Below are 26,514 nucleotides of genomic sequence, written 5' to 3'. Positions count from 1 at the left end.
GAAGGCACTGACTGGGCCTTCTTTTAAAGATACGTCGCACGTTATAATTTAGTCCGGGTGTCGCACATTCAGTGCGGCAGGGAATCGCGTTGGTCGGGCCGCCACGCGGTTTAACCACGTCCCATGAAAAAAAATACCTCTTCCCGTGCCTTGCCGCGTGCGCAGACCGTAGCTCAGAACACCCTAGATACGATCGAACGTTTCATGCATATCGAGACCGTCAGCGGGATCGTTCTTCTACTGGCTGCGCTGATGGCACTAATCTGGGCCAATTCTCCTTTCTCAGAAAGCTATCAGGCTCTTTGGCATGCCCCGCTGATGATCGGTATCGGCAACTTCCAATTCAGCCAGTCGCTGCATTTCTGGGTCAACGATGCACTGATGACGGTGTTTTTCCTGGTGGTGGGCATGGAAATCCGCCATGAGGCACATGGCGGCTCATTAAGTGACATACGGCAGGCCGCTCTCCCGATAGCGGCGGCTCTCGGCGGGGTAATGGTCCCGGCGCTGATCTACCTGATACTCAACCATGGCTCATCCGGCCAGCACGGCTGGGCCGTCCCGACAGCCACCGATATTGCTTTCGCGGTGGGCGTGCTGGCGTTGCTGGGTAAATCGGTGCCTGCCAATGTGCGCGTATTCCTGTTGGCGCTGGCGATCATCGATGACATCATCGCCGTCCTGATCATTGCGGTGTTCTATTCCGGCGGGCTCAACTTCCTCGGTTTTGCCTTGGCGGGCGTGGGTCTCTTGCTGGTGCTGGGCCTGCAACGTATCGGCGTGGGCAGTGCGCTGGCCTATGTGCTGCCAGGCGCAGTCGTCTGGGCAGGCCTGCTCATCGCAGGCATACATCCGACCCTGGCGGGCGTGGTTTTGGGGTTAATGACGCCGGTGGCGCCGATACTCACTCGCGAGCGACCGACCGAGATGCTGGCACGCGCCGCGTCCGAACTGCTGGGCAAGAAAGATAACGACGGCGCGTTCACAACTGCCGCCTTCAAGCGCCCGCTCAAGGAATTGCACGTGGCCAAGCGCGAGCTGCTGGCGCCAGTGGCACGGGTGCAGATGACCTTGCACCCCTGGGTGGCCTTCCTGATCATGCCGTTGTTCGCCCTGGCCAATGCCGGCGTTGACCTCGGTGGCATCGACTTCGCCTCCGAAAGCGCCATGCACGTAATGGCGGGGGTAATCGCCGCACTGGTGCTGGGCAAGCCACTGGGCGTGATCGCCGTGAGCTGGTTGATGGTCCGCCTGGGGTGGTGCCAACTGCCGCCTGGCGTAACCTGGCATGGCATATGTCTAATTGGTTTGCTGGCAGGGATCGGTTTCACCATGTCGATTTTCATCGCCATGCTGGCATTCGAGGATGCGTCACTCCTGGCCGCCGCCAAGTGCGGCGTACTGATCGCCTCTTCGCTGGCCGCCGTCCTGGGATTGGCGTGGGGGCGTTTTAAATACCACTCGAACGAATGATGTCCGCTCCCGGCGGCGGACATTCCATGTCTTGGCTGGAAGGGCGCTGGTCTTTCTCAAATGCCACCAGCGCCCGCTTGTTGCGAGGGATCAAGGGCTGCGGCGATGACGGCTTACCCCCAACTGGCCGGCAGCAGTTCCTTGGCGATGCGGCAGGCTCAAAAAGAACGTGACACACTCGCCCGGATACTGAATGCGCTGGTCACATCCTGGGCGTAACGTCTGCCGCCCGATTGCTATCCAGGCCAGCGCATCAGGAAGCATGCGCCCCCCGCCGCAGATGGCTTGCAGATGACCGTTCCCCGATGGGCGCCGACGATGGCCTTTACCACTGCAAGCCCGAGTCCGCTTCCTTTCGGGTGGGTGCCATGCGCCAGTGCGCCGCGCTGGAAGGCATTAAAGATGGTCTGGGTGTCGGCCACCTCGATGCCCGGGCCGCTATCCTCGACGCTGAGTTCAACCATGTCGCCGGCCGTTGCGGTCCGGATCGTCAACGTACCCGGTGTCGCGTGGCGCAGGGCATTTTCCAACAGGGCCAGCAGCGCTTGACGGATTCGTACCGGGTCGCACAGCGCCGGTCGTGCGTCCAGCGCCAGCAGCAGGACAAAGCCCTTTTCCAGCAGGGCTGATTCGCAGGCCTTCACCACCGTCATCACCTCTTGCCGCAGCTCGGCCTGTTGCAGCTGAATCTGCAGGTGCCCGCTCTCGGCCAGGCCGACCACGCGCAGGTCCTCGATCAGCCGCCCCAGGCCCTCGACCTGGCTCAGCAGGCTGGCGAACAACGCCGGGTCGGGCTGGAAGATGCCTTCGGTCAGTCCCTGCAAGCGGCCGCGCAGGATGGTGACGGGGGTGCGCAACTCATGGGCGATGGCGGCGTTCCAGAAGATGCGTTCCTGCTCCGCGCGTTCCAGCCGTTCGGCCATGGTGTTGAAGTCGTTGACCAGCTGGGTCGCCTCGCCCAGCGAATGATCGGCGGTGCTTGCGCGCGCCGCCAGGTCGCCTTGCGCCACCTGGCGCAGGCTGGTCGCCACCGAGTTCAATGGCGCCAGGATACGGCGCGCGAGACGGATCGCGACCCACACCGCAATCGTCAGCCCGGTCAGCGTGGTGCCGATGATCCAGCCCCATTCCGCCAGCGAGGGCAGCCAGCTGTCCGGTGCCGACAGCCAGGCCGGATACACCATCCACAGCGTGGCGTAGAAAGCGTAGGAGCCCAGCAGCACCATCAGCATGACGGCCAGCACCAGGATGGCGACCGAGCTGACGATCTGGCGGCCCAGGCCCTTGGAGCGGACGATGACGGACAGGAGATTCATGGCGAATGGGTCAGAGGCCCTGATGGAAGCGATAGCCGACGCCGCGGATGCTGACCGGCACGCCAGCGATGCCGAGATCTTCCAGCTTCTTGCGCAGCTTGCTGACGTGGCTGTCGACAGTGCGCTCCAGCGTGTCGCCTTCCGGCAGGCAGGCCGCCAGCAGCTCGGCGCGGCTGAACACGCGACGTGGCGCGCGCGCCAGTTGCGCCAGCAGCCTGAACTCGGTCAGCGTCAGTGCCAGCGTGTGCGAATGGCCGTCGATCTCGGCCACGACCTCGTGATGCTCGAAGTCGATGATGAACGGCGCCACCCGCAGGATGCGACGCTCGTCGCCTGGTTGGCGCGGCAGGCTGCGGCGCAGCACCGCCTCCACCCGCGCCACAACTTCGGCCGGATTGAACGGCTTGACCACGTAGTCATCGGCGCCGATGCGCAGGCCGGTGAGCTTGTCGACGTCCTGGTCCAGCGCGGTCAGCATGATGACCGGGGTGTCGCCGCGTTGGCGAATCTGCGACAGCACCTGCCAGCCGTTGACCTGCGGCATCTGGATGTCGAGCAGCACCAGATCGGGCTTGAGCGCCTGGTGCAGTTCAAGGGCGCGGGCGCCGTCGCTGGCGTGCACGCTGCGCATGCCGCTGCGGGCCAGGTAAGCGGCCAGGATCTCGGCGATCTCCGGCGCGTCCTCGGCGATCAGCACCAGCACGTTGGCGTCCTGCACGGTTCCTGCGGGCCTGGTCTCGCCTGGCGCCGCCGCATTCTCGGACATTGTTTCCGTCTCCATCAAAACTCCACAATTGCTCAGCGCAATCCTCATCGTTGCCGGGCAGACTCCGCCTTCCCTTGCGATTGTACTGTCGAGTCGCTGCGCGCAGCAAAGCGATCTCGCCGGCATTGGCGTGGCGTCAACGCAAGGCTGAATCCAGGAGTCTTGCATGCCTCAGTTCTTCATCAACCGGCCCATTTTTGCGTGGGTGGTTGCCTTGTTTATCATCCTGCTCGGCGCGATCGCCATTCCGCAGTTGCCGATTGCGCGCTATCCCTCGGTGGCGCCACCCACTGTCTCCATCAACGCCAGCTATCCCGGCGCCACACCGCAAGCGATGAACGACGGCGTGATCGGCCTGATCGAGCGTGAGCTCTCCAGCGTCAAGAACCTGCTGTACTTCGAATCGTCGGCCGACACCTCGGGCTCGGCCCAGATCACCGTGACCTTCAAGCCCGGAACCGATCCCGAGCTGGCCCAGGTGGACGTGCAGAACCGTCTCAAGGCAATCGAGGCGCGTCTGCCCCAGACGGTGCGGCAGAACGGCGTGACCGTGGAGTCCGCAGCCTCGGGCTTCCTGCTGATGGTCAGCCTTATCTCTACCGATGGTCGCCTGGATGAGGTCGCGCTGAGCGACACCATGGCGCGCAGCATCGTCGAGGAGCTGCGCCGCATTGACGGCGTGGGTCGGGTGCAACTGTTCGGCGCCGAGCAAGCGATGCGCATCTGGGTGGACCCGTTCCGGTTGAGCGCCTACAAGCTGTCGATGAGCGACATCAGTACCGCGATCGCGCAGCAGAACGTGCAGATCGCGCCCGGTCGCCTGGGCGATATGCCGGCGCTGCCAGGGCAGCAGATCGCGGTGCCGCTCACCGTACAGGGGCAACTGCAATCGCCGGAGCAGTTCGGCGCCATCGTGCTCAAGGCCCGGGAAGATGGGTCTCGGGTCACGCTGGCCGATGTCGCGCGCGTCGAGCTGGGGGCCCAATCCTACAGTTTCTCCAACCGCGAAGACGGAAAGCCTGCCGCAGTGGCGGCGGTGCAGTTGTCTCCCGGCGCCAACGCAGTACGCACGGCCGAGGCGGTGCAGGCGCGGATGAGCGAACTGCGCGGCAGCCTGCCGGCTGGCGTGCATTATTCATTACCGTACAACACCGCCCCTTTCGTGAAGATATCCATCCAAAAGGTGGTGCAAACGCTGATCGAGGCCATGGTGCTGGTGTTCATCGTGATGTACCTGTTCCTGCAGAACATCCGTTACACCCTGATTCCGGCCATCGTGGCGCCGATCGCCTTGCTCGGCACGCTGGCGGTGATGCTGGCGGCGGGTTTTTCGGTCAATGTGCTGACCATGTTCGGCATGGTGCTGGCGATCGGTATCATCGTCGACGATGCCATCGTGGTGGTCGAGAACGTCGAGCGCATCATGGCGCACGAAGGACTGGGTCCGCGCGAGGCCACGCTCAAGGCGATGAAGGAAATCACGGGCGCCATCGTCGGTATCACGCTGGTGCTGACAGCGGTATTCATCCCCATGGCTTTCGCTGGCGGTTCGGTCGGTGTGATCTATCGCCAGTTCACGCTATCGATGGTGGTGTCCATCCTGTTTTCAGCCTTCCTCGCATTGAGCCTGACGCCGGCGCTGTGCGCCACGCTGCTCAAGCCGGTGGCGCCTGGCGGTCACGAGAAGCGCGGCTTCTTCGGCTGGTTCAACCGCGCGTTCGCGCGCATGACGGCGCGCTACGAGTCGCGCCTGGTTGGCCTGGTGGCGCGTGGCGCACGCATGATGCTGGTGTTCGCGGGACTCTCGGCGATCCTGCTGTTCGCGCTGCGCTCGTTGCCGTCGGCCTTCCTGCCGGAAGAAGACCAGGGTTACTTCATGACCTCATTCCAGCTGCCCTCCGACGCTACCGCCGAACGCACCTCAAAAGTGGTCGCGCAGTATGAGCGCTACCTGAAGACGCGCCCCGACATCGCCGCCAACATGTCGGTGCTGGGCTTCGGTTTCTCGGGCTCCGGCCCGAATGCCGCGATGGCCTTCACCGAACTGAAAGACTGGAAGTTGCGTCAGGGTTCCACTGCGGCCACGGAGGTGGCGCACGCCCAGGCCGCCATGGAGAGCAGCGCGGATGGCGTCGTCATGAGCCTGATGCCTCCCGCCATCGAAGAGTTGGGCAATTCTTCCGGTTTCGCGATGCGCCTGCAAGACCGCGCCAACCAGGGCTATGCCGCGCTCAAGGATGCCGAAGCCAGATTGCTGGAGCTGGCCGCCCACAGCAGCAAGGTGAGTGGGGTCTACCCGGACGGCCTGCCGGCCGGCGCCAGCGTCCAGCTGGAAATCGACCGCCAGAAAGCGGCGGCGCTGGGCGTGTCTTTCGGCAGTATCAGCGACACCCTGTCGGCTGCGATGGGTTCGCTCTATGTGAACGACTTCCCTAACGCCGGCCGCATGCAGCAGGTCATCGTGCAGGCCACTGCCGCCTCGCGCATGCAGATCGAGGACGTGATGAAGCTCTACGTGCGCAACGCCAGCGGCGGCATGGTGCCGCTGGCCGAATTGGTCAAGGCCTCCTGGGGCAGTTCGCCCACGCAAATGGTGCGCTACCAGGGCTTGCCGTCGGTGCGCATCGCCGGCACTGCCGCGCCCGGCGTTTCCAGCGGCGAGGCCATGGCCGAGATGGAGCGGCTGGCGCAGCAGCTGCCGCCAGGATTCGCTGTGGCCTGGACCGGCCAGTCGTTGCAGGAAAGACTGTCCGCCGCGCAGGCGCCGATGCTGATGCTCTTGTCCATGCTGGTGGTGTTCCTGGTGCTGGCGGCCCTCTACGAGAGCTGGTCGATCCCGCTGTCGGTGATGCTGGTGGTGCCGCTGGGCCTGATCGGCGCGGTCGCTGCGGTGCTGTTGCGCGGCATGCCCAACGACGTGTTCTTCAAGGTCGGTTTGATCACCGTCATCGGTCTGTCGGCCAAGAACGCCATCCTGATCGTGGAATTCGCCAAGCAGCTGCGCGAAGAAGGCATGAGCCTGGCACAGGCTGCGGTCAAGGCATCGGCCTTGCGTCTGCGTCCGATCCTGATGACGTCCATGGCATTCGCCCTGGGGGTGGTGCCGCTGATGCTGGCCGGCGGCGCCAGCGCCGAGACCCAGCAGGCGATCGGTACCGGCGTGTTCGGTGGCATGGTCAGTGCGACGGTGTTGGCGATATTTTTTGTGCCGGTGTTCTTCGTCTTCGTGCTGGGCCGGGCGGAACGTTGGGGTAGTGCCAAGACCAAGCGCTGATGCGCGCGCACGGCCACACCGTTAATCATGAGCTGATCTAATGGTTTTATGAAATCAAATCATTTTTATTCATGGATGGATGGACATAAAATCCGTCTCGAGTATCGCCAATATCAAGACTTCACAAGAAAAAGCCCACCACGAAAATTGGGCGGATCTGAATAGGCGAGAAACAGACGCAGGTTCCATTCAAGCAATCGGGGCACCGGATCACCATGAGTAAAGAATTCACATTTGCCATCAAGAGCATTTGTTTTGATGAAGACTATCGTCCTTCGGAAACCACGCGCATCACCACCAACTTTGCCAATCTGGCCAGGGGAGCGAGTCGCCAGGAGAATCTGCGCAACACCTTCAGGATGATTGACAACCGTTTCAATGCCCTGGCGCATTGGGACAACCCCGAAGGCGATCGCTATAGCGTCAAGCTTGAAATCATTTCGGTCGAGATGAACATCGATGGTGAGGGCAGCGGCAAGGGCCTGCCGTTGATTGAGATATTGAAGACGAATATCGTCGACCGAAAAACCAACGAGCGCATCGAGGGAGTCGTCGGAAATAATTTCTCCTCCTATGTGCGTGATTACGATTTCAGCGTGTTGCTGCTGGAGCACGCCAGGAATCTGCCCGAATTCAGCGCTCCGGATAATTTCGGAGATCTGCATGGGAAGCTGTTCAAGACATTCGTCAATTCAAGCGCGTACAAGGAACATTTCAACAAGCCGCCCGTGATATGCCTGAGCGTGTCGAGCAGCAAGACCTATCGGCGCACCGAAAATCAGCACCCCGTATTGGGTGTTGAATACCAGCAGGACGCATATTCCCTGACGGACGAGTACTTCAAGAAAATGGGCTTGAAGGTCCGCTACTTCATGCCGCCGAACAGTGCTGCGCCGCTGGCTTTCTATTTCGCCGGCGACCTGCTTGGTGACTACACCAATCTTGAGCTGATCAGCACCATCAGCACGATGGACACCTTCCAGAAGATTTACCGGCCCGAGATCTACAACGCGAATTCTGCCGCAGGGAAATCCTATCAACCGAGTCTGAAGAACCAGGATTATTCGTTAACCCGGATTGTCTACGATCGCGAAGAGCGCAGCCGGCTGGCGATTGAGCAGGGGCGGTTTGTCGAGGAGCATTTCATCAAACCGTACCAGACGATTCTTGAGCAGTGGTCCGCCAATACCCCTCTTTGACTAATCAACAACACCAGGTCATTTACCGTGAAAAAATTGCTACCCACTTCAACCGCCGGCAGCTTGCCTAAACCCTCCTGGTTGGCGCAACCCGAGACACTATGGTCGCCCTGGAAATTGCAGGATGAGGGATTGATCGAGGGCAAGCAGGACGCCTTGCGTTTGGCTCTGCAGGAACAGCAACATGCAGGAATCGACATCGTTAGCGATGGCGAACAGACGCGCCAGCATTTCGTGACGACGTTCATCGAGCACCTGGATGGCGTTGATTTCGAGAACCGCAAGACGGTCCGTATTCGTGATCGCTATGACGCGAGCGTGCCGACAGTGGTGGGAGCGGTGGCGCGCCGCAAGCCGGTGTTTGTCGACGATGCCAGGTTCTTGCGCCAGCAGACCGGGCAGCCGATCAAATGGGCGCTGCCAGGTCCCATGACGATGATCGATACCTTGTACGACAGCCATTACAAGAGCCGCGAAAAGCTGGCCTGGGAATTTGCCAAGATCCTCAATCAGGAAGCCCGCGAATTGGAGGCTGCCGGCGTCGATATCATCCAGTTTGATGAGCCCGCATTCAATGTGTTCTTCGATGAGGTCAATGAATGGGGTGTCGCCACATTGGAAAAAGCCATTGAAGGGCTGAAGTGCGAAACGGCAGTCCATATCTGCTATGGCTATGGCATCAAGGCCAATACCGACTGGAAAAAGACACTGGGATCCGAGTGGCGGCAATACGAAGAAGCGTTTCCCAAGCTGCAGAAATCCAGTATCGATATCGTTTCACTGGAATGCCACAACTCTCATGTCCCCATGGACCTGATTGAACTCATTCGTGGCAAGAAAGTGATGGTCGGGGCCATCGACGTGGCAAGCAACACCATCGAAACTCCCGAAGAGGTCGCCAATACCTTGCGCCAGGCACTGCAGTTTGTCGATGCCGACAAACTCTATCCTTGCACCAACTGCGGCATGGCTCCCTTGCCTCGCAGCGTGGCAAGAGGCAAGTTGAATGCCTTGAGTGCCGGCGCAGAAATCGTCCGCAGGGAACTCGCGAAACAGGTCTGACGGGGGATGTCGCCGGTAGCCTGCACGGCGTGATGACAGAAATCATGCCGAACGCGCCGCAGGCGATCATCCGAGGCAAGCCTTCAGTCATCAGCTGCGCGCGATGTTATTTTCGACGCCAGCATGCCGGTTCTGGTGAAATCGGCGAGATAAGCGCAGGAGCATTCTTGGCTGTCATTTCTCGCCGATGACGCGGGATTGTTATCATGGGCATTCATAAGACGCATCCGATCCCGCCTGCTCCGAGATAGCCCCATGAGAGACCTGCCGCCCACCGCCACGCTGCGTGCCTTCGAAGTCGCCACCAGGCATGCCACGTTCACTTCTGCGGCGGACGAACTGCACGTCACCCAGAGCGCGGTCAGTCATCAGCTCAGGCATCTCGAGGAGCTATGGGGAATGCAACTGTTCCAGCGCGGCAAGTCGCTGACACTGACGCCCGCCGGGGCGGCGCTGGCCCCGGTGGTGCGCGAATTCTTCATGAAGCTTGAGGCCACGCTGACCGACTTGCGCGATCAGAAGGGGCGGGTGCGGCTCAAGGTCAGCACCACGTATTCCTTCGCGCTGAAGTGGCTGTTGCCGCGGCTGCCAGGCCTGGCCAGACAGCATCCGGAAATCCTGGTCACGCTGGAGACCACCGACACCGCGATCAACTTTACGTCGGCGGAACCCGATGTGGCGATCCGCTTCGGCACCGGGAATTACCCCAACCTGTATTCCGAGTTCCTGTTCCGGGAGCAGATCTTCCCGGTGGCCAGCCCGCCATTGCTGGAACGCCTGGGCATGCCGCGCAAGCCGGCCGACCTGCTGCGCTATCCATTGCTGACGCGCGCCGGCGCCGACATGGTGCCGAAATGGGACTTGTGGTTCCAGCAGGCCGGCGTAGCCGTATCCGCCTTCAGGGAGAGCGTGCGCTTCGCCGACACCAACATGACCATCGAGGCAGCGCTGCTGGGGCAGGGCGTGGCACTGGCGCGTAGCGGGCATGTAGACAATGAGCTGGCCGACGGCAGCCTGGTCAGGCTGTTCGACATTCCTCTGTCATCGCCGCTGGCCTACTACTTCGTCTGCCCCAAGGGAACCGAGGCCCAGCCGCACGTTGTCTCCTTCCGTGAGTGGATCATGGCCGAGTCCATCCTGAGCGGAGAGCGTTACTGAATGTTAGGGCCTGTTCACATTAAATCTGCGAGATGCGTTGCCCCCAGGCAGCCAGCGCGCCGCCTGGGGGCAACCCTTCGGGAGAGGCCGGCAAGCGTCGCCTGCCGTTGTTGCAGCTCCTTGCCGTAGCACCACTACGGCGCGTCGCTACGCCTAGCCAGACAACGCTTGCCGACCTCTCGCACTCGCAGATTTAATGTGAACAGGCCCTAGTGCCATCGCTTGAGTATTTGCTCATGCCGCGATGAGGAGACTTTGCTTTAGTCCCGGCGCGAGGATGCTTACCATGGCGCATGCCTGTTCACATCGTTCTACTGATCCTTTTCGCAGCGGCGCTGCATGCCGGCTGGAACGCGTTGCTGCGGGCCGGTGAAGATCGCCTGTGGTCGATGACCGTCATGTGCCTGGCGGTCGCCATCGCCAGTGTCATCGCTGCCATGTTCCTTGCGCCGCCAGCCAGCGCCAGCTGGCCCTATGCCGTGCTGTCGGCCGTGCTGCACGTTGGCTATAACCTTTTTCTGGTGCGCAGCTACCGCGCCGGCGATCTCGGTCAGACCTATCCGATTGCGCGCGGTTGTTCTCCCATGCTGGTCAGCATCGGCGCATGCCTGTTTGCTGGCGAGAAATTGGGGACGGCCGCCATGCTGGGAATCGCGTTGGTGTCGGGCGGGATCATTTCGCTTGCGTTCAAGGGGCGCAGATTACAGGTTCCCAGTCTTCCCTATGCGCTGGGCACCGGCTGCTTCATCGCCGCCTACAGCGTGGCGGACGGCATCGGCGTACGCCTTTCAGGCGCGCCGATGGCTTATACCGCGTGGATGTCGGCGCTGTGGGGAATCATGATGCCGGCGCTCTATGTCGGCCTGCGCGGAACGCGCAGCCTGTTGTCGGTCCGCCCTGGCTTCGGCACGGCCTTCGCCGGCGGCCTGGTGTCGCTGCTGGCCTATGGCATTGTCATCTACGCCATGTCCGAGGCGCCCATGGGGGCGGTATCGGCACTGCGCGAAACCAGTGTGCTGTTCGCGGCGCTGATCGGCTCCTTGTTCCTGGGCGAATCGATGAGCAGTTCACGGTTGCTGGCCTGCGCGGCCATCGCCGCCGGCGCAGTCATGATCGGTTAGTCATTTGGCCGACAGCTCCGGATACGGCATACGATTTTATCTAACTGAATGGAGGTCCTTGCCATGAATACCGAACCCCAAGCGCCGTTGATTCTGATCACCGGCGGCAGTCGCGGCATGGGCGCGGCCACCGCGCGGCTGGCGGCCACCCGGGGCTACGACGTGGCGCTGAGCTATGTCGCCAACGAGTCTGCGGCCCAGGCGGTCGTGGCCGATGTGCGCAAGCTGGGGCGACGTGCCCTGGCCATGCAGGCCGACAGTGCCGATCCGGCGCAGGTGGCACGGCTGTTCGACGCGATCGATAACGAATTCGGCCGCATCGATGTGCTCGTCAACAACGCGGCCATCCTCCAGCGGCAGTCGCGACTGGAAGACCTGGACTTTGCGCGGATGCAGCGTGTCTTCGCGGTCAATGCGATCGGACCCATGCTGTGTGCGCAGCAGGCTGTCAGGCGCATGGCCTATCGCCACAAGGGACGGGGCGGCGTGGTGATCAACATCTCGTCGGCTTCTGCCCGGCTCGGCAGTCCTAACGAATATGTCGACTATGCAGCGTCGAAGGGCGCACTGGAGACTTTCACGATGGGGTTTTCCAAGGAGGTGGCGCGCGAAGGGATACGCGTGAACTGCGTCCGCCCGGGACACATCTACACCGAGATGCACGCCAGCGGCGGCGAGCCGGGCAGGGTGGATCGCGTCAAGGAGTCAATCCCGATGGGACGCGGCGGCCAGCCCGAAGAGGTGGCGCGCGCGGTGCTGTGGCTGGCAAGCGAGGAGGCCTCTTTCATCACTGGCACTTTTCTCGATGTCACCGGTGGCAAGTGATCAATTTGGGTAGCTGGCAGGGAGAACGTTTTCCATGGTCAGATCGAGGCGCAGGGCTCATTGCGCAATTTCATCAAGACGGCGTTGACAGCGCTTCACGCATTCCGCGAGCGCCTTCTCCGCCTCTTTGCGTCTTGACGCGAAGCGCGCGGCAGGCAGCACCACCGAAATCGCCAGCTTCACTCCCCGGAAGTGTCCCACCGGCAGGCCAACGGCGCACACGCCCACCGCATGCTCTTCAAGATCGCAGGCGATGGCACCTTGGCGGATGTCGCCGACCTGCTTGAGCAATGCCGCCAGCGAACCCAGGGTGTTCGGCGTAAGCCGCTGCAGTTCGCCATTGCCGTAGAGCGCACGGATCTCGGCATCGGTGCACAGAGAGAGTAATGCCTTGCCATTCGACATCGAGTAGGCGGGGTAGTCCGCCCCCAGTGTCGGCACTGCGCGCACCGGCTGGTCGGAGAGGAACCGATCCATGAACAGGACTTCGCCGTTGACCAGGGTCGACACGTCGATGGTTTCGTGGGTCGCTTCAAACAACGCATACATCTCGCCGCGCAACTCGCGCGCGATGCCGGGTCCGGGTAGCTCGGCCAGGCGCCGCAATCCCCAACCCGGTCGAACGCCCCCGGCGCCCGCTTGCACCAGGTGTTCCGACTCCAGCGCATTGACGATGCGCTGCACGGTCGAGCGCGCCAGGCCGGTGGCCGCCGCGAGCTGGCCCAGGCTCAGACCGTCCGGGTTGGCCGAGACCTCGCGCAGGAGTGCCGCTGCACGCGAAATTACCTGTATGCCTTCCATTCATGCTCCCATCAGATTTACATGCATTGTATCGTATTGTGGTACAGTGACTGTATCGCATCACGGTACACTTACTATGAAACGTCTTGTTATTTCTCCTACATCCTCCTTGTTCATCGTCATGCTTGGGCTGCTATCGGCGCTGCCGCCATTGGCGACCGATATCGGCTTGCCTGCGATTCCCAATCTGCAGGCAGGCTTTGGCATCAGCATTGGCCAGGCCACCCAGACGCTGACGGTCTTCCTGTTGGGTTTCTCGATCGGGCCGGTCCTGTTTGGTCCGCTCTCTGATCGCTACGGCCGCAGGCCGGTGATGTTGTTTGGCGTCGGGCTGTTCGCGCTTGCCGCATTCGCCTGTGTGTTTGCGTCGCAGATCGGTGAATTGCTGGCGGTGCGCTTCGTTCAGGGCATCGCCGCAGGCGCGGCTGCCGCGCTTCCTGCCGCGATTGTTCGGGATGTATTTTCCGGCCGTGAAGCGCTGTCGCGCCAGTCCTATGTGGCGCTGGTCATGGGCGTCGCGCCCCTGGTGGCGCCGCTGCTGGGCGCCGCCTTGCTGCAGGTCGGCGACTGGATGCTGATTTATGAATCCATTGGCATCCTGGGTGCCGGATTGTTCTTTCTGGCCTTCTTTGGTTATGTTGAAACCAAAGACCTGACGGCAAAGGCTGCGCAATCCAACAATGTGCTCAAGGCCGCGATGGAGGCTTATTCGAGTCTTCTCAAGAATCCCCATTATCTGCTCAATGCCGGCCTGCTCGCCACCACGTTCGGCACCATGTTCGCCTACATTACCGGATCGTCGGCGGTGTTCATTGACATGCTCGGATTGCCTAATACGATCTATGGCGTGATCTTTGCCGTGACCGCCGCCGGCACCATCTGTGGCGCCGCCTCCAATGGACGCCTGGTCAAGGCGTTGGGGGAAGACAAGCTGCTGCGGGCCGGCGTATGCGGCAGCTTTGCCGTCAACCTGGTACTGCTTGGTTGTGCGTTTGCCGATGTCAGGTCGCCGCTGCTCATTACTGCATGTGTCTTCGGAAGTAACTTCTGCAGCGGTATCGTGATGCCGAACGCGACGCATCAGGCGCTGCACTCGGTCGGCCACATCGCCGGTAGTGCATCGGCGCTGCAGCGGTCGCTGCAATTCCTTTCCGGCGCCGGCGCTGGTGCGCTGGTCGGGTTCATTGCCGGCAATCAGTTGCGGGGAATGGCGATCACGATGACCTTGTTTGCAGCGGCAGGCATCGTGCTGCTGCTCCTGCGCTCGGAGCGGCAACTGGCGCATTGACGGGGCATGAACGCGCCGACCAGTCCTGCGTGCTCTAGAGGGTGAGAGCTCACGCAGTCACGCTGGTGGCAGGCCGGGATCGATGTGGGTCATGGAGATGGAGGCATCCCATAGCCGCTCAGCGAGCTCGGGGTCCTGGGCCTGCGGAGCACGTTTTGCAGCACCTGCGACCCCTCTGATACCGCCGAATCCGGTCGGCCCGTAGTACCCTCCCGGCTCGACAACACCTGTCGCAGCCAGCAGTGCAGGCCAGGCGCCTTGGTCGGCACTGTTGAGAAGCAGTCCAACAATGGGCCTTGCCCACTGCAGCAGACCCATGTGCCGTCCCAGGTTCGTGTTTGCGACGCCGGGGTGGACGCCAATGGCCTTGACAGGTGATCGGCTTGCCCGCAAGCGGCGGTCCAATTCGAAGAAAAACAGCGCATTCGCGAGTTTGCTGGCGCCATAGCGACTCCCTCTGGAATAGCCGCGCTCGGCATTGAGGTCGTCCCAGTCGATCTTTGCCTTCAGGTGCACAATGCTGGACGTGACGACGATACGCGAACCCGGTGTCTGGGCCAGCTTGGGCAACAGTAGCGAAGTCAGCGCGAACACGCCCAGATGGTTGACGCCGAACTGCAATTCAAAGCCTTGCCTGGTCCGCGTCAGCGGCGGGTTCATGACGCCGGCATTGTTGACGAGCGCATCGATGCGTGATTCCTTCGATGCCGTTGCAGCGGCCAAACGCACGCTTTCGATATCCCCCAGGTCCAGCGGCAACCATGCGAGGTTGGCATTCGGCGTTAACTGTTTGATGCGGGCGATGGCATCCTCAGCCCTTTTCTGCTCACGGCAACCCAGCAGCACCCGCGCGCCACGAGCGGCGAGCACTCTCGACACCTCAAAACCTACCCCGGCATTGGCGCCTGTAACGATGAATGTCTTGCCCGACTGGTTCGGGACGTCCGCCTCGGTGAAACCTTTGTGATCTGACATACCGACCCCTTCATATGAGTCATTGCTTACTCAATTAATAGACAAAAACTCAAGCTGCTGATCCCTTCCAAAACAGATCTGCCGCCCGAGCGTCATCCATCAAGGAACCGCTACACCTTCTTTGCCGGTCGTCCTCTTGAGGGCGGCTTGGGCGGAACGCTCTCGCCATACGCTTCCCACCAGGCAGCAAGCGCCTGCATCGTCGGTCCCAGACCTCGTGTCTTCTTTTTCATACTAGACACCATTATTTCATCCAACTTGTCGAACTTCATCTTGGACAACATCATTGCACCAAGACGAACAAATGGGAAATCACCGTGACGGAAATCTACGTTTACTGGATCAGCATGTCGCTGCTCTTGCTGCGCTACCTGGCGTCAGCATTGCTTTATATTTTCAAGACGGAGTGGGTGAAGAAAACCCTGGCCCGCTTCGGATCGCCGGAAGAAGATATTGCGCCAGTCGTTCTGTTCCTGGCCAGCAAGGATGCGCAATTCATCACCGGCTACAATCTGTCACCCGACGGTGGGACCATTATCGACAGTGGGCGGTAGCAGTCCAGTGCCGTGCTGCTGTGTCCCCCCGGCACCGGTCTCGCGGGCAGGCGCCAACTTTGCTGGCTACTTGAGATCAAGCGCATCTACCGATGCCTTGCGCAAGATTTTTTCGCCGTCCTCCTGAAGCAATAGTTTTTCGGCTTGCAGTTGGTGCACAGCGGCTGATACCGCATCGATGTAGGCATCTGGCGTCGGATAGCGCTCTTCCAGGGAAAGGCGTTCATCCCCGTTCTTCAATCGTTGCGCCTTAGTGCGTGCGAACGCGATCGTGGTCCCAGTGATGCCGCACAATTCTCCTTCTGCATAGCCCTGTTTCCGTAGGTTCCAGCCCAGATAAGTGGCGACAGGCGCAGCGATGCTTGGCGTGTGAACGCCTGCCAGGGCGATGCCATCGGCATCGACCTTGGCAACGAACACCGGATACTCCAAACCAGCGCCATGTTTTTTAGCGTGGACGGCCGCTACCGCCAGTCGATTGAATTTTCCTTCATAGTCAAGTCCGGGAATGCCCCGATACCCGGCGTCCATGGCGGGTACAAAAGTGCCGTCGGCTACGCTGGGGTACTTGCTGTCAGGCGGATTCACGCCGTCGACCACCCAACGATCCAGGGCCGCGAACAAGGCGCGCTCGACAATGCCTGGATGCAGGGGGTTGGATAGAAACCGGCATGTTGCGGTCGGTTGCGCGACGGCATCGATCAACGCGGCATGAGGATACCCGGCGAGATAGAAGAGCCGCACATTCGGCGGAACCGGGAGGGGGCGTCCATCGGTCGTGGTGACCAGCAACGATATTCGGCCCTGCATGTTTTCGGTATCCGTATCGGTCTGTATCACTTTGGGGCAAGTGTCGGACTGCGTGCAGCGACGCAAGATCCCGTCGGTCAAGCCAGTGAGCGTATCCGTTGAGGTAGCGTACGAAAACGGGAACTGGTCGCCGCCGAAATCGTGATCTTCGTGTTGCCTGGAGAAGCGTCCGGGCTGCGCGAACCGCGTGTTGACAAGGGTTTTTCGTGAGCCAGCGACGTAGGGAAGAATGCCATCGAATATTATTCGCCCCTGTTCATCCTGGTTCTGTCCCCAATAGACCATATCGCGCAAGAAGCGGGCGCTCTGAGATACGCCGACGCCATAGACCGCCTTGATCTGCGGAAAGCCGGGGGAGGCGAGGGGATTCTGCGCGCCGCCAGTTGTGGCGGGTGGGTAACGCAAGAATGACACCAGATCTCTGACGGCCGCAAAACCTAATCCGCTCACGGCGGGGGACTTGCCCGTATAGGAAAACGTATAGATAGCCCCGGCATCAAAACCCGCCGGCCGCGCGATCGAGATCGATCTGTCATCGACGAAGCGAAATGCCAGTCCCTTGGGCTGTGTCTCCGGATCGCCGATCTTCTCCTTGATGTGCAAGCTTGCATTGCCGGTATCCAGGGATGCGGCGGGATAGCTCAGGTGGGCGACGGCCGGATTGACACTGTTGTCGAAGATGAATTCGTCAGTGACCCGTCCCTTCACATTGTCCAGCGTGGGGGCATTCAGGCCCAGCAGGTTGTTCTTGTTCAGGATGTCGGCTTGCCAGCCGCTGAATACGATCGTATAGCCCTGGGCCATCAGATATCCGTTTCCGGCGTCTGCGACCACATCGGGATCATCCTTCAGCGGCGCGTCGTTGAGCAGGTAGAGTCCAGCTTTTCTGCCGCGATTGACCACGTCATAGACGATCTTCCCGTTTGCCTTTGCGGGTTCGCTTGGCGTCAGGATGTAAAAGGGAGAGGAGTATTCGACCATCCCATTCTGATTGCGCTTTGCAAGATGAATATCGGTGATGTCTTCATTGGGTTTGCGGCCAGGATCGACACGCATTGTCGCCATGCCGACGATGCGTTTATACGATCCCACCTTTCCGAACATGGCCCCCCCGAAAATCGCATCGTCCACGCGAATCACGTCGATGTTGGTAACGCCTGCGTGCGACGGCAGAGTCAGGCATGACGAAAAAGCAGCGAGAGAGAGTGAGATGCGCAGGATGCGGTTCATGCTTTTCCTTCTTTTTTGATCGGGCTGATAGCGTCTAGGGGAGGGGCGAACAAATATTCGTCCGGCACGGTAACGCGGCGGATGTAATGGTGAAATCGAATGGGCGCGCAGGCTTAGGCTTTTGCCTGAGAAGAGCGCCGGATCTGGTAAGTGTTGAAATGCAACCAGGCCATGTCCAGCAATGCGCTGTCGCCGCGGCTTTCCTTGCGCCTCTGCAGCAGATCGCCGATCAGATGCTCCGCTTCGATTTGGGTCCCGGCTTCCATGTCCTTGTACATCGAGGCTGTCACCGGTGAATCGGCATCCAGCAAGATGCCGCGCAGGTAGGCAACCGCGTCGTGTGGCAGGTGAAAACCGTTCTGGCCGGCGATGGCCAGGCATTCGTCGAGGATTCCGCTGGCGAACTGACTTCCGCCTGCCCGCATGACCACGCCCAGGGGCGCCCGCATCAGACAGGTAATGCTGGCGGCGCTGGCGATGAGCATCCACTTTTGCCACATCTCGGCGACGATGCGCGTGCTGGCGACACCTTCGCAACGCGCTTCGGAAAACGCCGCCGTCAAGGCATCCACCCGCGCCGAAGGCTGGCCGTCGAGTTCGCCGAATGCCAGCTTATGCATGTCGTTGTAATGCTGGATCTGGCCATGGCGATCCATGGCCGCTGAAATCATGCAATACGCCCCCAGCAGCTTCTGGCGGCCGAAGCGTGCGGCAATGCGCTCAAGATGGGCGATGCCGTTGAGCAGCGGCACGATGGTGGTGTGCGCGCCGACGGCGGGGGCGATGGCTTCCATGGCGTCGTCCAGGTCGTAGGCCTTGCAGCCGAGGATCACCACGTCGAAATGACTGGCCGGCGACGTCAGCTCGGCCAGTTGCTCGCGGCTGAGACAGTTTGGCGAGGCCAGCGCCATGTCGCCATGGAATGGACTGACGATCTTTAGTCCGTCACGCGCCAACTGCCGCGCGCGCCGCTCCCGCACCAGGAAACTCACGTCCTGGCCCGCCTGCGCCAAGCGCCCGCCAAAATATCCGCCGAGCCCGCCGGCACCCAGGATCAGGAAACGCATCATGTTCTCCTTTGCGTGTTGCACATCGCTCGGTTTATTGCTGATAGCTGGTATCGAGGCGATCGACGCGTCGGATCATGGCGTCGAGCACCTGGTCGCCGGCGCCAAAGCGTGGATCGTATTGCAGGGCGTCGGCGGTGCTTCGCGCACTGATTGCCGGGTCTAACAGCAAGGTCTTGCCGCCCATCGAATGGGCTGCCTGCTGGATCTCGCAGGCGCGGTTGAGCGTCCAGATCATGACAAAAGCGTGGCCCAGCGAGGTGCCGTGGGCCAGCAGGCCATGATTTCGCAACACCAGCAGGCGCTTCTCACCCATTGAGGCGATCATCCGTGATTTCTCGTCGTCATGCACGGTCGTGCCTTCGAAGGTGTGGTACGCAATCATGTCGTGCAGTTGCGACGAGTAGATGTTGCTATCTTCCACGCCGCCTTCCATGCAAGCCACGGCCACGCTGGCAGTGGTGTGGATATGCATGACGCAGTGGGCGTCCGGGCGCGCCGCATGCACTGCGCTGTGGATCACCAGTCCGGCCGGATTGACCGGATAGCGGCTCTGCCCCAGCACCTTGCCCTGGAAATCGATCTTCACCAGGTTCGATGCGGTGATCTCGTCGTAGGCCAGGCCAAACGGGTTGATCAGCAATTGGTCGTGCGCATCCGGCACCCGCAGGGTGATGTGATTGAAGATCAGTTCGTGCCAGCCCAGCATGTAGAACACGCGATAGGTAGCGGCCAGTTTCAGCCGGGCCTGCCATTCGGCGTCGCTGCAATCGATGGGACGGGTGACGGTATTCATAGCATTCCTGAAAAGTAATTTGATCAAGGGAGATGTTGATGAATTCAATAATTATAAGATTCTGAATTCACTTTTATAACTCTAGCCGACTTTTCTTTACCCGTCCACCGTGTTGCTGAAGATGCTGTTGTCAGTGCCACCGTCACAAATCAAGGCTATCCAAAAATGTGCAGGATGCTTATTTGGTGCGATATGTAGCCGTGTTGCACAGTGATGGCGCACGCGTTGGGCGTTCACGAAGCATGCACATTCGCCCTTTGCTTTATCTGCTTGACTCGCACAGATAATTTCAATAATCTGAATTCAGAATGTTTTCATCGGCAAGTGATTTGCCAAGTAACGAGTCCGCGCGCTTCCCGGCGGGCCTGACGTGCGCCCGGCCGGCTCCCCCGTGACGGCGCGGCGGGGCCAACCCCTTTTCCAAGGGGGCCGGGAAGTGAAGGCGGACTGCCTCCGTGAAGTTGAACCTGTTGTCTCCGGCTGGAGTTGTCGATGTCCCGTCTGATTATTACGATCCTGTTGCGGCGCCTGGCGGCGGCCGTCCCGACCTTGCTGATGCTGTCGCTCATCGTCTTCCTGGTGTTGCGACTGATCCCTGCCGATCCGCTGGCAATGATGCTGCCACCCAACGCGACACCGGCCGACGCCGCCGTGCTGCGCCACCAACTGGGGCTGGACCAGCCCTTGCCGACGCAATTCCTGATCTGGCTCGCCCACGCTGTGCGGGGCGACCTGGGCAACTCGATCTCGTTCCAGCAACCCGTGTTGAGCCTGATCGGCGCGACCCTGCCTGCCACCCTGGAGCTGTGTCTCACCGCGCTGGTGATGTCGCTGGCCATCAGCATCCCTGGCGGCGTGTTCGCCTATGCCGTCACGCACCGTCGCGCCGAATTCCCGGTCAGCCTGGGCGTGGTGGTGATGCAGTCGATCCCGTCCTTTCTTTGGGCGCTGATGTTCATTGCGATCCTCGGTGTGTACCTGCCTTTGCTGCCCTTCTCGGGGCGTCTCGGCGAAGGCATGCTCATGCCCCGGATTACCGGTTTCCTGCTGTTCGATTTCGCCATCAAGGGGCAATTGCGTGAACTGGCCAGCACCCTGTCGCACCTGGTCTTGCCGGCACTGGCGCTGGCCTTCGGCTTTGCGCCGCTGGTGGTAAGGGTGATGCGTTCGAGCCTGCTGGACCAGCGCAACGAATCCTATGTTGCCGTGGCGCGCCTGCGCGGGGTGTCCGAACAGCGCATCCTCTGGCGCCACATGCTCAAGAACGCGGCGCTGCCGGCGCTGACGATGATCGGCGTGCAATTTGGCTTCCTGTTCGGTTCGGCCTTGCTGGTTGAAATGATCTTTTCGTTTCCCGGCATCGGCAACCTGATGATTCAGGCCGTGCGCAGCAATGACCTGGTCCTGATCCAGGGCATCGCCGTGGTGTTCTGCGTGCTGATGCTGCTCATCACCGCTGGTATCGATACCTTGTGCGTGGTTCTCAACCCACGCCTGCGCAAGTCCGCCTGATCCTTCTTCCCTCTCTTTCTCATCGTGAGCCCCATGTTGAATCACATCTCCTCATCCCCGGTGGCGAGCGCCGCCGCTTCCGGCGGTGCCAGTCCGGCGCCGGCCCCCGCGCGCCGCCAATGGCGTCACCTGCGCGTGGCCAATCTGTGGCTGGGCGCGGCCATCGTCACCGTCGTCGTGCTGTGTGCGCTGTTCGCCCCGTACCTGGCACCGCACGATCCGCATGAACAAGACCTGCTCCACATGCTGACGCCACCGATGTGGGTGGCGGGCGGCGATGCCGCTTTCCCGCTCGGTACCGACAACCTCGGGCGCGACGTCTTCTCGCGACTGCTCTACGGCAGCCGTGTGGCGCTGACGGTGGCGGTGATCGCCGCCTTCGGTGCCGGTATCGTCGGCAGCGCCCTGGCGATCCTCGCAGGGTACTTCGGCGGCTGGGTTGATCGCCTGGTGAGTTATTGCGTCGACCTGTGGATGTCGTTTCCGCCAGTGGTGCTGTCGCTGGTGCTGATGGTCAGCCTGGGCGTGGGCATCGAAAATGTCATCCTGTCGATCGTGCTGGTGGATTGGACCCGCTTCTGCCGCGTGGTACGGGCAGAGGTCATGGTGGTGCGCCAGCGCGACTACATCCTCGCCGCGCAACTGTTGAACCTGTCGCACCTGCGCATCATGGTGCGCGAGATCCTACCGGCGGCGTTGCCACTGGTGATCACGCTGTTCTCGCTGGAGATGGGGGTTGCCATCGCGGTCGAGGCGCTGCTGAGTTTCGTCGGCATGAGCGTGCCTGCCGACGTGGCGTCGTGGGGCGTGATGATCGCCGACGCCCGGCTATCGATGCATGATTCGCTATCGGGGCTGCTGCTGCCGGTGCTGGCGATCATCGTCACAGTGCTGGGCTGCAATCTGTTGGGCGACGGCCTGCGGGTAGCGCTTGATCCGCGCATGCGCCCCCGGGGAGAGTGAGATGAATACACCTGACCAACACCCGGCCGTCCTCGCCATCCGCGACCTGGACCTGAGCGCCCGTTTCAACGGCAGGCCGGTGGCCGCGCTGCGCCAATTGGAGTTGTCCCTGGCGCGCGGCAAGGTACTGGGCATCGTCGGTGAATCCGGTGCCGGCAAGAGCATGCTGGCGCGCCTGATTTCGGGATTGCTGCCGACCGGTTTTGCGGTGAGCCGCGGCGAGATGCAGTTCCAGGGGCGTGACATGCTGGCGATGAGCCCGGCCCAGCGGCGTGCCTTGCTCGGTCGCGAGATCGCCTTCATCCCCCAGGAACCATTGACCGCCCTGAACCCGCTGTGGACCATCTTTGATAGTTTCTCCGAACACCTGGCGCGTGTCGCAATCCCGGTGGCGCAGCGTCGTCGGGTCGCGCTGGAGGCTCTGGCCTCGGTCGAATTGCCGGTTCCCGAGCAGATGCTGCTGCGCTATCCGCACCAGCTTTCCGGCGGCCAGTGCCAGCGCGTGCTGATCGCCATGGCATTTGCCAGCAAACCGGCGCTGCTGATTGCCGACGAGCCCACGACGGCACTGGACGTCGTGACGCAAACGCGCGTCATGGCACTACTGGCCGAGCAGCAGCGCGAACATGCCACGGCAGTGGTCCTGATTACCCATGACTTGCGCCTGGCCGCGCATGTCTGCGACGAAGTGGCTGTGATGTATGCCGGCGACTTGGTCGAGGTCGGTCCCGCCCGCGCTGTGTTGGAGTCTCCGCGCCACCCCTACACACGCGCGCTCAAATATGCCACGCCCGACCTGGTCGGTCCGCGCCGGCGACTGCCGGTATTGAAGAAGCAGATGCCAGGGCTGTCGGCGCTGGCGGATATCAGCGGTTGTCGTTTTGCCGCGCGCTGCCCGGTGGCCGATGGCGGGTGTGCCACCCAGCTGGTCGCACGCACTGACGCCGTGGGGCATCGGGTAGCGTGCAGCGAGACATGCGAGACGGCGTCGCTGGCCATGCAGGAGGATATCGCGCCACCGGCGCCGGCGGCAGTCGCCGACAGTCGCCCCATCGCAGAGCTGCAACAGGCCTCGCTCACCTACGTCAGTCGCAGCGGATTCTTCGGGCGCCACAAGACCTCGTTTACCGCCGTGCAACCACTCGACCTGCAAGTCTATCCGGGCGAATTCGTCGGTATCGTCGGCGAGAGCGGCAGCGGCAAGTCGTCGGTGGCCCGGCTGTTGATGGGTATCGAACAGCCTACCGACGGCCGGGTAAGGATCGCCGGTGAAGACCTTAGTCACGGCACGGCGAGCGCACTGCGACATGCACGCCAGCAGGTGCAACTGATCTTCCAGGATCCGCAATCGGCGCTCAATCCGCGTCGCGACGTCGCCAGCCTGCTGACCCAGGCGCTGGAAGCGGCCGGACTGCCACCACTGGCGGCGGCCGAGCGCGTCGCGCGCGCGGTCGCGGTGCGTGATGATGTCGGCTTGCCGGCCGATACCCTGTCGCGCTTCCCTTCGCAACTCTCGGGTGGCCAGAAGCAGCGCGTCAACATCGGTCGTGCCTTGTGCGCGGCGCCGCAACTGATCGTGGCCGACGAGATCGTCTCGGGGCTGGACGTGTCGGTACAGGCCCAGGTCATGAACCTGCTGCTGGACCTGCGCCAGGAACGCCGCATCGCACTCTTGCTGATCTCGCATGACCTGGCCGTGGTGCGTTACCTGTGCAGTCGCGTGCTGGTGATGCAAAAGGGCGTGGTGGTCGAGCAAGGCCCGACCGAGGAAGTCTTCACCCATCCCCGTCATTCCTATACCCGCACATTACTCGCGTCGGTGCCTGCCGAGAGCGCAGGCGCCACCTGGCCACCGGCGCAGGAAGGGGCGCGCCAGGCCGCCTGAAAGCGCGCCGGGCGCGCTGTGCATGCTTTACAATATCGCTCGCACCGGCCGCCCGCCGTGCACCGACAGTGCGGGCGGACAGGACCTTCGACGATGGGAGATGAACATGAAAAGCGCTGAACCGCCGGTGGTGAAGCAGCCGCGGCGCACAGCACTCCGGGCCACCACACTGATGGAATCGATCTATCAGGATATCCTCAGCCGGCTGCAGCACGACCAGATCGGTGATGACGAGCGGCTGCTCGATTACGAGATCGCCAAGGAATTCGAATGCACCCGCATGCCGGTACGGCAGGCGCTGCTGCGGCTCGTCAACGAAGGTTATCTGGTGGCCACGACGCGTGGCTTCGTGATCCCGGTGCTGTCGGCGGTGGACGTGCGCGAGATCTTTGCGATGCGGCGGCTGCTGGAGCCGGCTGCGGCAGTTGCCGCGGCGATGTCGATGGATGAACAGCAACTCATCGCGCTGCAGGCTGCCACGCGCAAGTGCAAGCGCGGCCACGAGCGGCATGACATGGCGCTGCTCATGCAAGGCAATATCGAATTCCGCCAGACCTGGCTCGGCGCGGTGCAGAATAGCCGGCTGCGCAACAGCATCCTGCGATTCTCGGACCATTCGCGCCAGGTCCGCACCACCACGCGCGACAAGGCCGATACCGCCCGCATGATCAGTCACGATCTGCAGGCCATCATGGCGGGTTTCCAGGAACGTGATGCGGCGCAGATCCATGCTGCCGTGATCGGGTTCATCGATGATGCCGAACACCAGTATTTTCTTGGCCAGGATGTCGCCGCCTGATTGCTGACCGATTCGTTCAATGGGCAAGGGGCACGGATGATTCCGTGCCCCTTGCCATTTTCCTTCCCTGATCCTTAACTGCGCTTGTATTCCACCGGGAGGATGTAGCCGCTATCGAAGGTGGTGACCTGCACATCGGAGCGATAGGCAATCGTCGACACCGCCTGCAGCAACGGGATCACCCATGATTTCTCGGATGCCTCCCGCCCCAGCGCCTGATACCCTGCCAGGCGCTTGGCTTCATCGACCTCGGTCATCAATGCTTCCACGCGCGGCGCCAGCGCATCGTCTTTCCAGGCCGAGAAGCGCAGCCTCGGATCGAGGATGCGGCCGGTGTAATTTTCCGGGTCGCCCGTGGAGTTGGCCCAGCTGAACAGCAACGCCCCCGGCATCTTGCCTGCCTGGACTTCGCTGGTGACCTTGGCCGGCGTGGTCTGTTGCAGGTCTGCCTGGATGCCCACCCGTTGCCACATGCCGACGATGGCGCGTGCCATATCGTAGTCGCTGGGGAAGGTGCCATTGGTGGTCAGGAACGGTAATTTCACCGGCTTGTTGGGGCCGTAGCCCGACTTGGCCAGCGCAGCGATAGCGCGCTGCGGATCGAACGGCACGGTGAAGCCGGGCACATCGGCCGGGCCGCCAGGAATCGCCGTGACCGACAGCGGGCGCGCCTGGCCGCCGTAGAAGGCCTTGGACAGCGCTGCGGTGTCGATCGCGTAATGCATTGCCGCGCGCACGTTCTCGTCGTCGAACGGCTTGACGTAATTGGGCAGGCGCAGCAGGTAGATCTCGCTATACGGATAGATCTTGGTCGTGATGCCGGGGACCTTGGCCAGGCGCTGCGCCTCACGCAATGGGATCTGCACCGCCACGGCGGCCCGTCCCGACTCCACCGCCGCCACCCGCGCCGATGGTTCGGTGGTGATTTCAAAGGTCACCTGGCGCAGCGCCGGCTTGCCGCCCCAATACTTGTCGAACGCCTCCAGCACGATGCGCGAGCCACGCTGGTAATCGACCACCTTATAGGGGCCGGCGCCGACCGGCTTGTCCTGAAAGCCGGCCGCGCCGACTTTTTCCATGTAGGCCTTGGGGATGATGTAGCCCGCCAGGAACGCCAGCGACGTCGGCGCCGCTGGCGTCGGCTTGCTGAACACCATGACCGCACGCGTGGGCGAGATGATTTCTACATTGGTCAGGGTGGGGAGCATGCCGCCGATCGCCAGTTTCTTGTCGGCCGCCGGGCGGTCGTAGAGGCTGTACTTGAGATCGGTCGTGGTCAGGCGCGAGCCGTCGTGGAAATGGATATCGTCGCGCAGTGTCACTTCGAGACGCCGTGCTTCTTTATCCTGCCATTTCCATTCCTTGATCTGGCGCCCCTCAAGCTTCAATTGCGGCGAATAGCGCAATGGCGAATCGAACACGGTCTGGAAGATCGACTGCGCTTGCGGCACGGTGACCGCTGTCGGGTCCCAGGTCGGTACGTCGGCGATATAGGAAATGGTCAGGCTGTCGCCACTCGCTCCCTGTGCCAGCGCCGGTATCCAGGGTGCCGCCAGGCCGGCGGCGAGGCTGCCCAGGATGAACTGGCGCCGCTTCGATTCGATGTCATTGTGATCCATGTGCATTCCTTTTGTTGATGT

21 protein-coding genes are annotated in these 26,514 nt (G+C 61.7%); 13 read left to right on the top strand and 8 right to left on the bottom strand.

All coding sequences use genetic code 11. From position 1 onward, the window contains the following. Nucleotides 1-123 precede the first annotated feature (123 nt). Nucleotides 124-1,473 carry a Na+/H+ antiporter NhaA gene (nhaA, locus tag LBW87_RS14745; protein ID WP_225202241.1) on the top strand — a complete coding sequence of 450 codons (1,350 nt, stop codon included), beginning with the start codon at nucleotides 124-126 and terminating at the stop codon, nucleotides 1,471-1,473. A 236-nt stretch (nucleotides 1,474-1,709) separates the two neighbouring features. On the opposite strand, the gene LBW87_RS14740 is transcribed toward nhaA, so the two are convergent. Both LBW87_RS14740 and LBW87_RS14735 read right to left on the bottom strand, forming a co-directional pair. Further along, entirely contained in the window at nucleotides 1,710-2,789 is a 1,080-nt protein-coding gene (locus LBW87_RS14740) for an ATP-binding protein (RefSeq protein WP_225202240.1), read from the bottom strand. 10 nt (nucleotides 2,790-2,799) lie between these two features. Beyond that, complete coding sequence (locus tag LBW87_RS14735) at nucleotides 2,800-3,555, bottom strand: response regulator (RefSeq protein WP_225202278.1); 756 nt, start codon at nucleotides 3,553-3,555, stop codon at nucleotides 2,800-2,802. Between the two features lie 166 nt (nucleotides 3,556-3,721). Here LBW87_RS14735 and LBW87_RS14730 point away from each other — a divergent pair, with 166 nt between their 5' ends. From LBW87_RS14730 to LBW87_RS14705, 6 genes are all read left to right on the top strand, one after another. Beyond that, complete coding sequence (locus tag LBW87_RS14730; RefSeq protein WP_225202239.1) at nucleotides 3,722-6,829, top strand: efflux RND transporter permease subunit; 3,108 nt, start codon at nucleotides 3,722-3,724, stop codon at nucleotides 6,827-6,829. A 215-nt stretch (nucleotides 6,830-7,044) separates the two neighbouring features. Then, nucleotides 7,045-8,028 carry a DUF1852 domain-containing protein gene (locus LBW87_RS14725; RefSeq protein ID WP_225202238.1) on the top strand — a complete coding sequence of 328 codons (984 nt, stop codon included), beginning with the start codon at nucleotides 7,045-7,047 and terminating at the stop codon, nucleotides 8,026-8,028. A gap of 27 nt (nucleotides 8,029-8,055) precedes the next feature. Beyond that, nucleotides 8,056-9,090: a methionine synthase gene (locus LBW87_RS14720; protein WP_225202237.1), complete on the top strand. Its 1,035-nt coding sequence runs from the start codon at nucleotides 8,056-8,058 to the stop codon at nucleotides 9,088-9,090. Nucleotides 9,091-9,345: 255 nt separating this feature from the next. Further along, a complete protein-coding gene (gcvA, locus tag LBW87_RS14715; RefSeq protein WP_225202236.1) occupies nucleotides 9,346-10,248 on the top strand; it encodes a transcriptional regulator GcvA in 903 nt (300 codons plus the stop codon). A 293-nt stretch (nucleotides 10,249-10,541) separates the two neighbouring features. Further along, complete coding sequence (locus LBW87_RS14710; RefSeq protein ID WP_225202235.1) at nucleotides 10,542-11,369, top strand: EamA family transporter; 828 nt, start codon at nucleotides 10,542-10,544, stop codon at nucleotides 11,367-11,369. 63 nt (nucleotides 11,370-11,432) lie between these two features. After that, complete coding sequence (locus LBW87_RS14705; RefSeq protein ID WP_225202234.1) at nucleotides 11,433-12,194, top strand: SDR family oxidoreductase; 762 nt, start codon at nucleotides 11,433-11,435, stop codon at nucleotides 12,192-12,194. A gap of 57 nt (nucleotides 12,195-12,251) precedes the next feature. Here LBW87_RS14705 and LBW87_RS14700 read toward each other — a convergent pair whose 3' ends face one another. Next, nucleotides 12,252-12,995, bottom strand: coding sequence for an IclR family transcriptional regulator (locus LBW87_RS14700; RefSeq protein ID WP_225202233.1), 744 nt, complete (start codon nucleotides 12,993-12,995; stop codon nucleotides 12,252-12,254). Here LBW87_RS14700 and LBW87_RS14695 point away from each other — a divergent pair. Next, nucleotides 12,985-14,283 carry a multidrug effflux MFS transporter gene (locus LBW87_RS14695; protein WP_225202232.1) on the top strand — a complete coding sequence of 433 codons (1,299 nt, stop codon included), beginning with the start codon at nucleotides 12,985-12,987 and terminating at the stop codon, nucleotides 14,281-14,283. The two genes, LBW87_RS14700 and LBW87_RS14695, sit on opposite strands and share 11 nt — an antisense overlap. A 57-nt stretch (nucleotides 14,284-14,340) precedes the next feature. Here the strand turns inward: LBW87_RS14695 and LBW87_RS14690 are convergent, their stop codons facing one another. After that, on the bottom strand, nucleotides 14,341-15,258 hold the full coding sequence (locus LBW87_RS14690) for an oxidoreductase (RefSeq protein ID WP_225202231.1): 918 nt from the start codon (nucleotides 15,256-15,258) through the stop codon (nucleotides 14,341-14,343). A gap of 317 nt (nucleotides 15,259-15,575) precedes the next feature. Between LBW87_RS14690 and LBW87_RS14685 the strand changes: the two genes are divergently transcribed. Then, nucleotides 15,576-15,812, top strand: a complete 237-nt coding sequence (locus LBW87_RS14685; RefSeq protein ID WP_225202230.1) for an SDR family oxidoreductase — start codon at nucleotides 15,576-15,578, stop codon at nucleotides 15,810-15,812. Between the two features lie 66 nt (nucleotides 15,813-15,878). Here the strand turns inward: LBW87_RS14685 and LBW87_RS14680 are convergent, their stop codons facing one another. From LBW87_RS14680 to LBW87_RS14670, 3 genes are all read right to left on the bottom strand, one after another. Next, a complete protein-coding gene (locus LBW87_RS14680) occupies nucleotides 15,879-17,852 on the bottom strand; it encodes an alpha/beta hydrolase domain-containing protein (protein WP_225202229.1) in 1,974 nt (657 codons plus the stop codon). A gap of 113 nt (nucleotides 17,853-17,965) precedes the next feature. Continuing rightward, nucleotides 17,966-18,922, bottom strand: a complete 957-nt coding sequence (locus tag LBW87_RS14675; RefSeq protein ID WP_225202228.1) for a 2-dehydropantoate 2-reductase — start codon at nucleotides 18,920-18,922, stop codon at nucleotides 17,966-17,968. A 31-nt stretch (nucleotides 18,923-18,953) separates the two neighbouring features. Next, nucleotides 18,954-19,715: a class II aldolase/adducin family protein gene (locus tag LBW87_RS14670; RefSeq protein WP_225202227.1), complete on the bottom strand. Its 762-nt coding sequence runs from the start codon at nucleotides 19,713-19,715 to the stop codon at nucleotides 18,954-18,956. Between the two features lie 492 nt (nucleotides 19,716-20,207). Here LBW87_RS14670 and LBW87_RS14665 point away from each other — a divergent pair, with 492 nt between their 5' ends. From LBW87_RS14665 to LBW87_RS14650, 4 genes are all read left to right on the top strand, one after another. After that, complete coding sequence (locus tag LBW87_RS14665) at nucleotides 20,208-21,227, top strand: ABC transporter permease (RefSeq protein WP_225202226.1); 1,020 nt, start codon at nucleotides 20,208-20,210, stop codon at nucleotides 21,225-21,227. 33 nt (nucleotides 21,228-21,260) lie between these two features. Next, nucleotides 21,261-22,190 carry an ABC transporter permease gene (locus LBW87_RS14660; RefSeq protein WP_225202225.1) on the top strand — a complete coding sequence of 310 codons (930 nt, stop codon included), beginning with the start codon at nucleotides 21,261-21,263 and terminating at the stop codon, nucleotides 22,188-22,190. A gap of 1 nt (nucleotide 22,191) precedes the next feature. Then, nucleotides 22,192-24,075 (top strand): dipeptide ABC transporter ATP-binding protein, encoded by a 1,884-nt coding sequence (locus LBW87_RS14655; protein WP_225202224.1) that lies wholly within the window; start codon nucleotides 22,192-22,194, stop codon nucleotides 24,073-24,075. A 106-nt stretch (nucleotides 24,076-24,181) separates the two neighbouring features. Further along, a complete protein-coding gene (locus tag LBW87_RS14650) occupies nucleotides 24,182-24,874 on the top strand; it encodes a GntR family transcriptional regulator (RefSeq protein WP_225202223.1) in 693 nt (230 codons plus the stop codon). Between the two features lie 74 nt (nucleotides 24,875-24,948). Here LBW87_RS14650 and LBW87_RS14645 read toward each other — a convergent pair whose 3' ends face one another. Then, nucleotides 24,949-26,493: an ABC transporter substrate-binding protein gene (locus LBW87_RS14645; protein ID WP_225202222.1), complete on the bottom strand. Its 1,545-nt coding sequence runs from the start codon at nucleotides 26,491-26,493 to the stop codon at nucleotides 24,949-24,951. Between the last annotated feature and the right edge of the window lie 21 nt (nucleotides 26,494-26,514).

This window comes from Herbaspirillum sp. alder98, from assembly GCF_020179755.1.
Classification (GTDB): Bacteria; Pseudomonadota; Gammaproteobacteria; order Burkholderiales; family Burkholderiaceae_D; genus Herbaspirillum.
The sequence above is the reverse complement of the archived record's forward strand: the minus strand, read 5'-3'. Positions and strand labels throughout refer to the sequence as shown.

Excerpts from the sequence above, each read along its gene's own strand:
- nhaA (WP_225202241.1), top strand. The coding sequence starts at position 124 with ATGAAAAAAAATACCTCTTCCCGTGCCTTGCCGCGTGCGCAGACCGTA.
- LBW87_RS14740 (WP_225202240.1), bottom strand. The coding sequence starts at position 2,789 with ATGAATCTCCTGTCCGTCATCGTCCGCTCCAAGGGCCTGGGCCGCCAG.
- LBW87_RS14735 (WP_225202278.1), bottom strand. The coding sequence starts at position 3,555 with ATGTCCGAGAATGCGGCGGCGCCAGGCGAGACCAGGCCCGCAGGAACC.
- LBW87_RS14730 (WP_225202239.1), top strand. The coding sequence starts at position 3,722 with ATGCCTCAGTTCTTCATCAACCGGCCCATTTTTGCGTGGGTGGTTGCC.
- LBW87_RS14725 (WP_225202238.1), top strand. The coding sequence starts at position 7,045 with ATGAGTAAAGAATTCACATTTGCCATCAAGAGCATTTGTTTTGATGAA.
- gcvA (WP_225202236.1), top strand. The coding sequence starts at position 9,346 with ATGAGAGACCTGCCGCCCACCGCCACGCTGCGTGCCTTCGAAGTCGCC.
- LBW87_RS14710 (WP_225202235.1), top strand. The coding sequence starts at position 10,542 with ATGCCTGTTCACATCGTTCTACTGATCCTTTTCGCAGCGGCGCTGCAT.
- LBW87_RS14705 (WP_225202234.1), top strand. The coding sequence starts at position 11,433 with ATGAATACCGAACCCCAAGCGCCGTTGATTCTGATCACCGGCGGCAGT.
- LBW87_RS14695 (WP_225202232.1), top strand. The coding sequence starts at position 12,985 with ATGCCTTCCATTCATGCTCCCATCAGATTTACATGCATTGTATCGTAT.
- LBW87_RS14700 (WP_225202233.1), bottom strand. The coding sequence starts at position 12,995 with ATGGAAGGCATACAGGTAATTTCGCGTGCAGCGGCACTCCTGCGCGAG.
- LBW87_RS14690 (WP_225202231.1), bottom strand. The coding sequence starts at position 15,258 with ATGTCAGATCACAAAGGTTTCACCGAGGCGGACGTCCCGAACCAGTCG.
- LBW87_RS14680 (WP_225202229.1), bottom strand. The coding sequence starts at position 17,852 with ATGAACCGCATCCTGCGCATCTCACTCTCTCTCGCTGCTTTTTCGTCA.
- LBW87_RS14675 (WP_225202228.1), bottom strand. The coding sequence starts at position 18,922 with ATGATGCGTTTCCTGATCCTGGGTGCCGGCGGGCTCGGCGGATATTTT.
- LBW87_RS14670 (WP_225202227.1), bottom strand. The coding sequence starts at position 19,715 with ATGAATACCGTCACCCGTCCCATCGATTGCAGCGACGCCGAATGGCAG.
- LBW87_RS14665 (WP_225202226.1), top strand. The coding sequence starts at position 20,208 with ATGTCCCGTCTGATTATTACGATCCTGTTGCGGCGCCTGGCGGCGGCC.
- LBW87_RS14660 (WP_225202225.1), top strand. The coding sequence starts at position 21,261 with ATGTTGAATCACATCTCCTCATCCCCGGTGGCGAGCGCCGCCGCTTCC.
- LBW87_RS14655 (WP_225202224.1), top strand. The coding sequence starts at position 22,192 with ATGAATACACCTGACCAACACCCGGCCGTCCTCGCCATCCGCGACCTG.
- LBW87_RS14650 (WP_225202223.1), top strand. The coding sequence starts at position 24,182 with ATGAAAAGCGCTGAACCGCCGGTGGTGAAGCAGCCGCGGCGCACAGCA.
- LBW87_RS14645 (WP_225202222.1), bottom strand. The coding sequence starts at position 26,493 with ATGGATCACAATGACATCGAATCGAAGCGGCGCCAGTTCATCCTGGGC.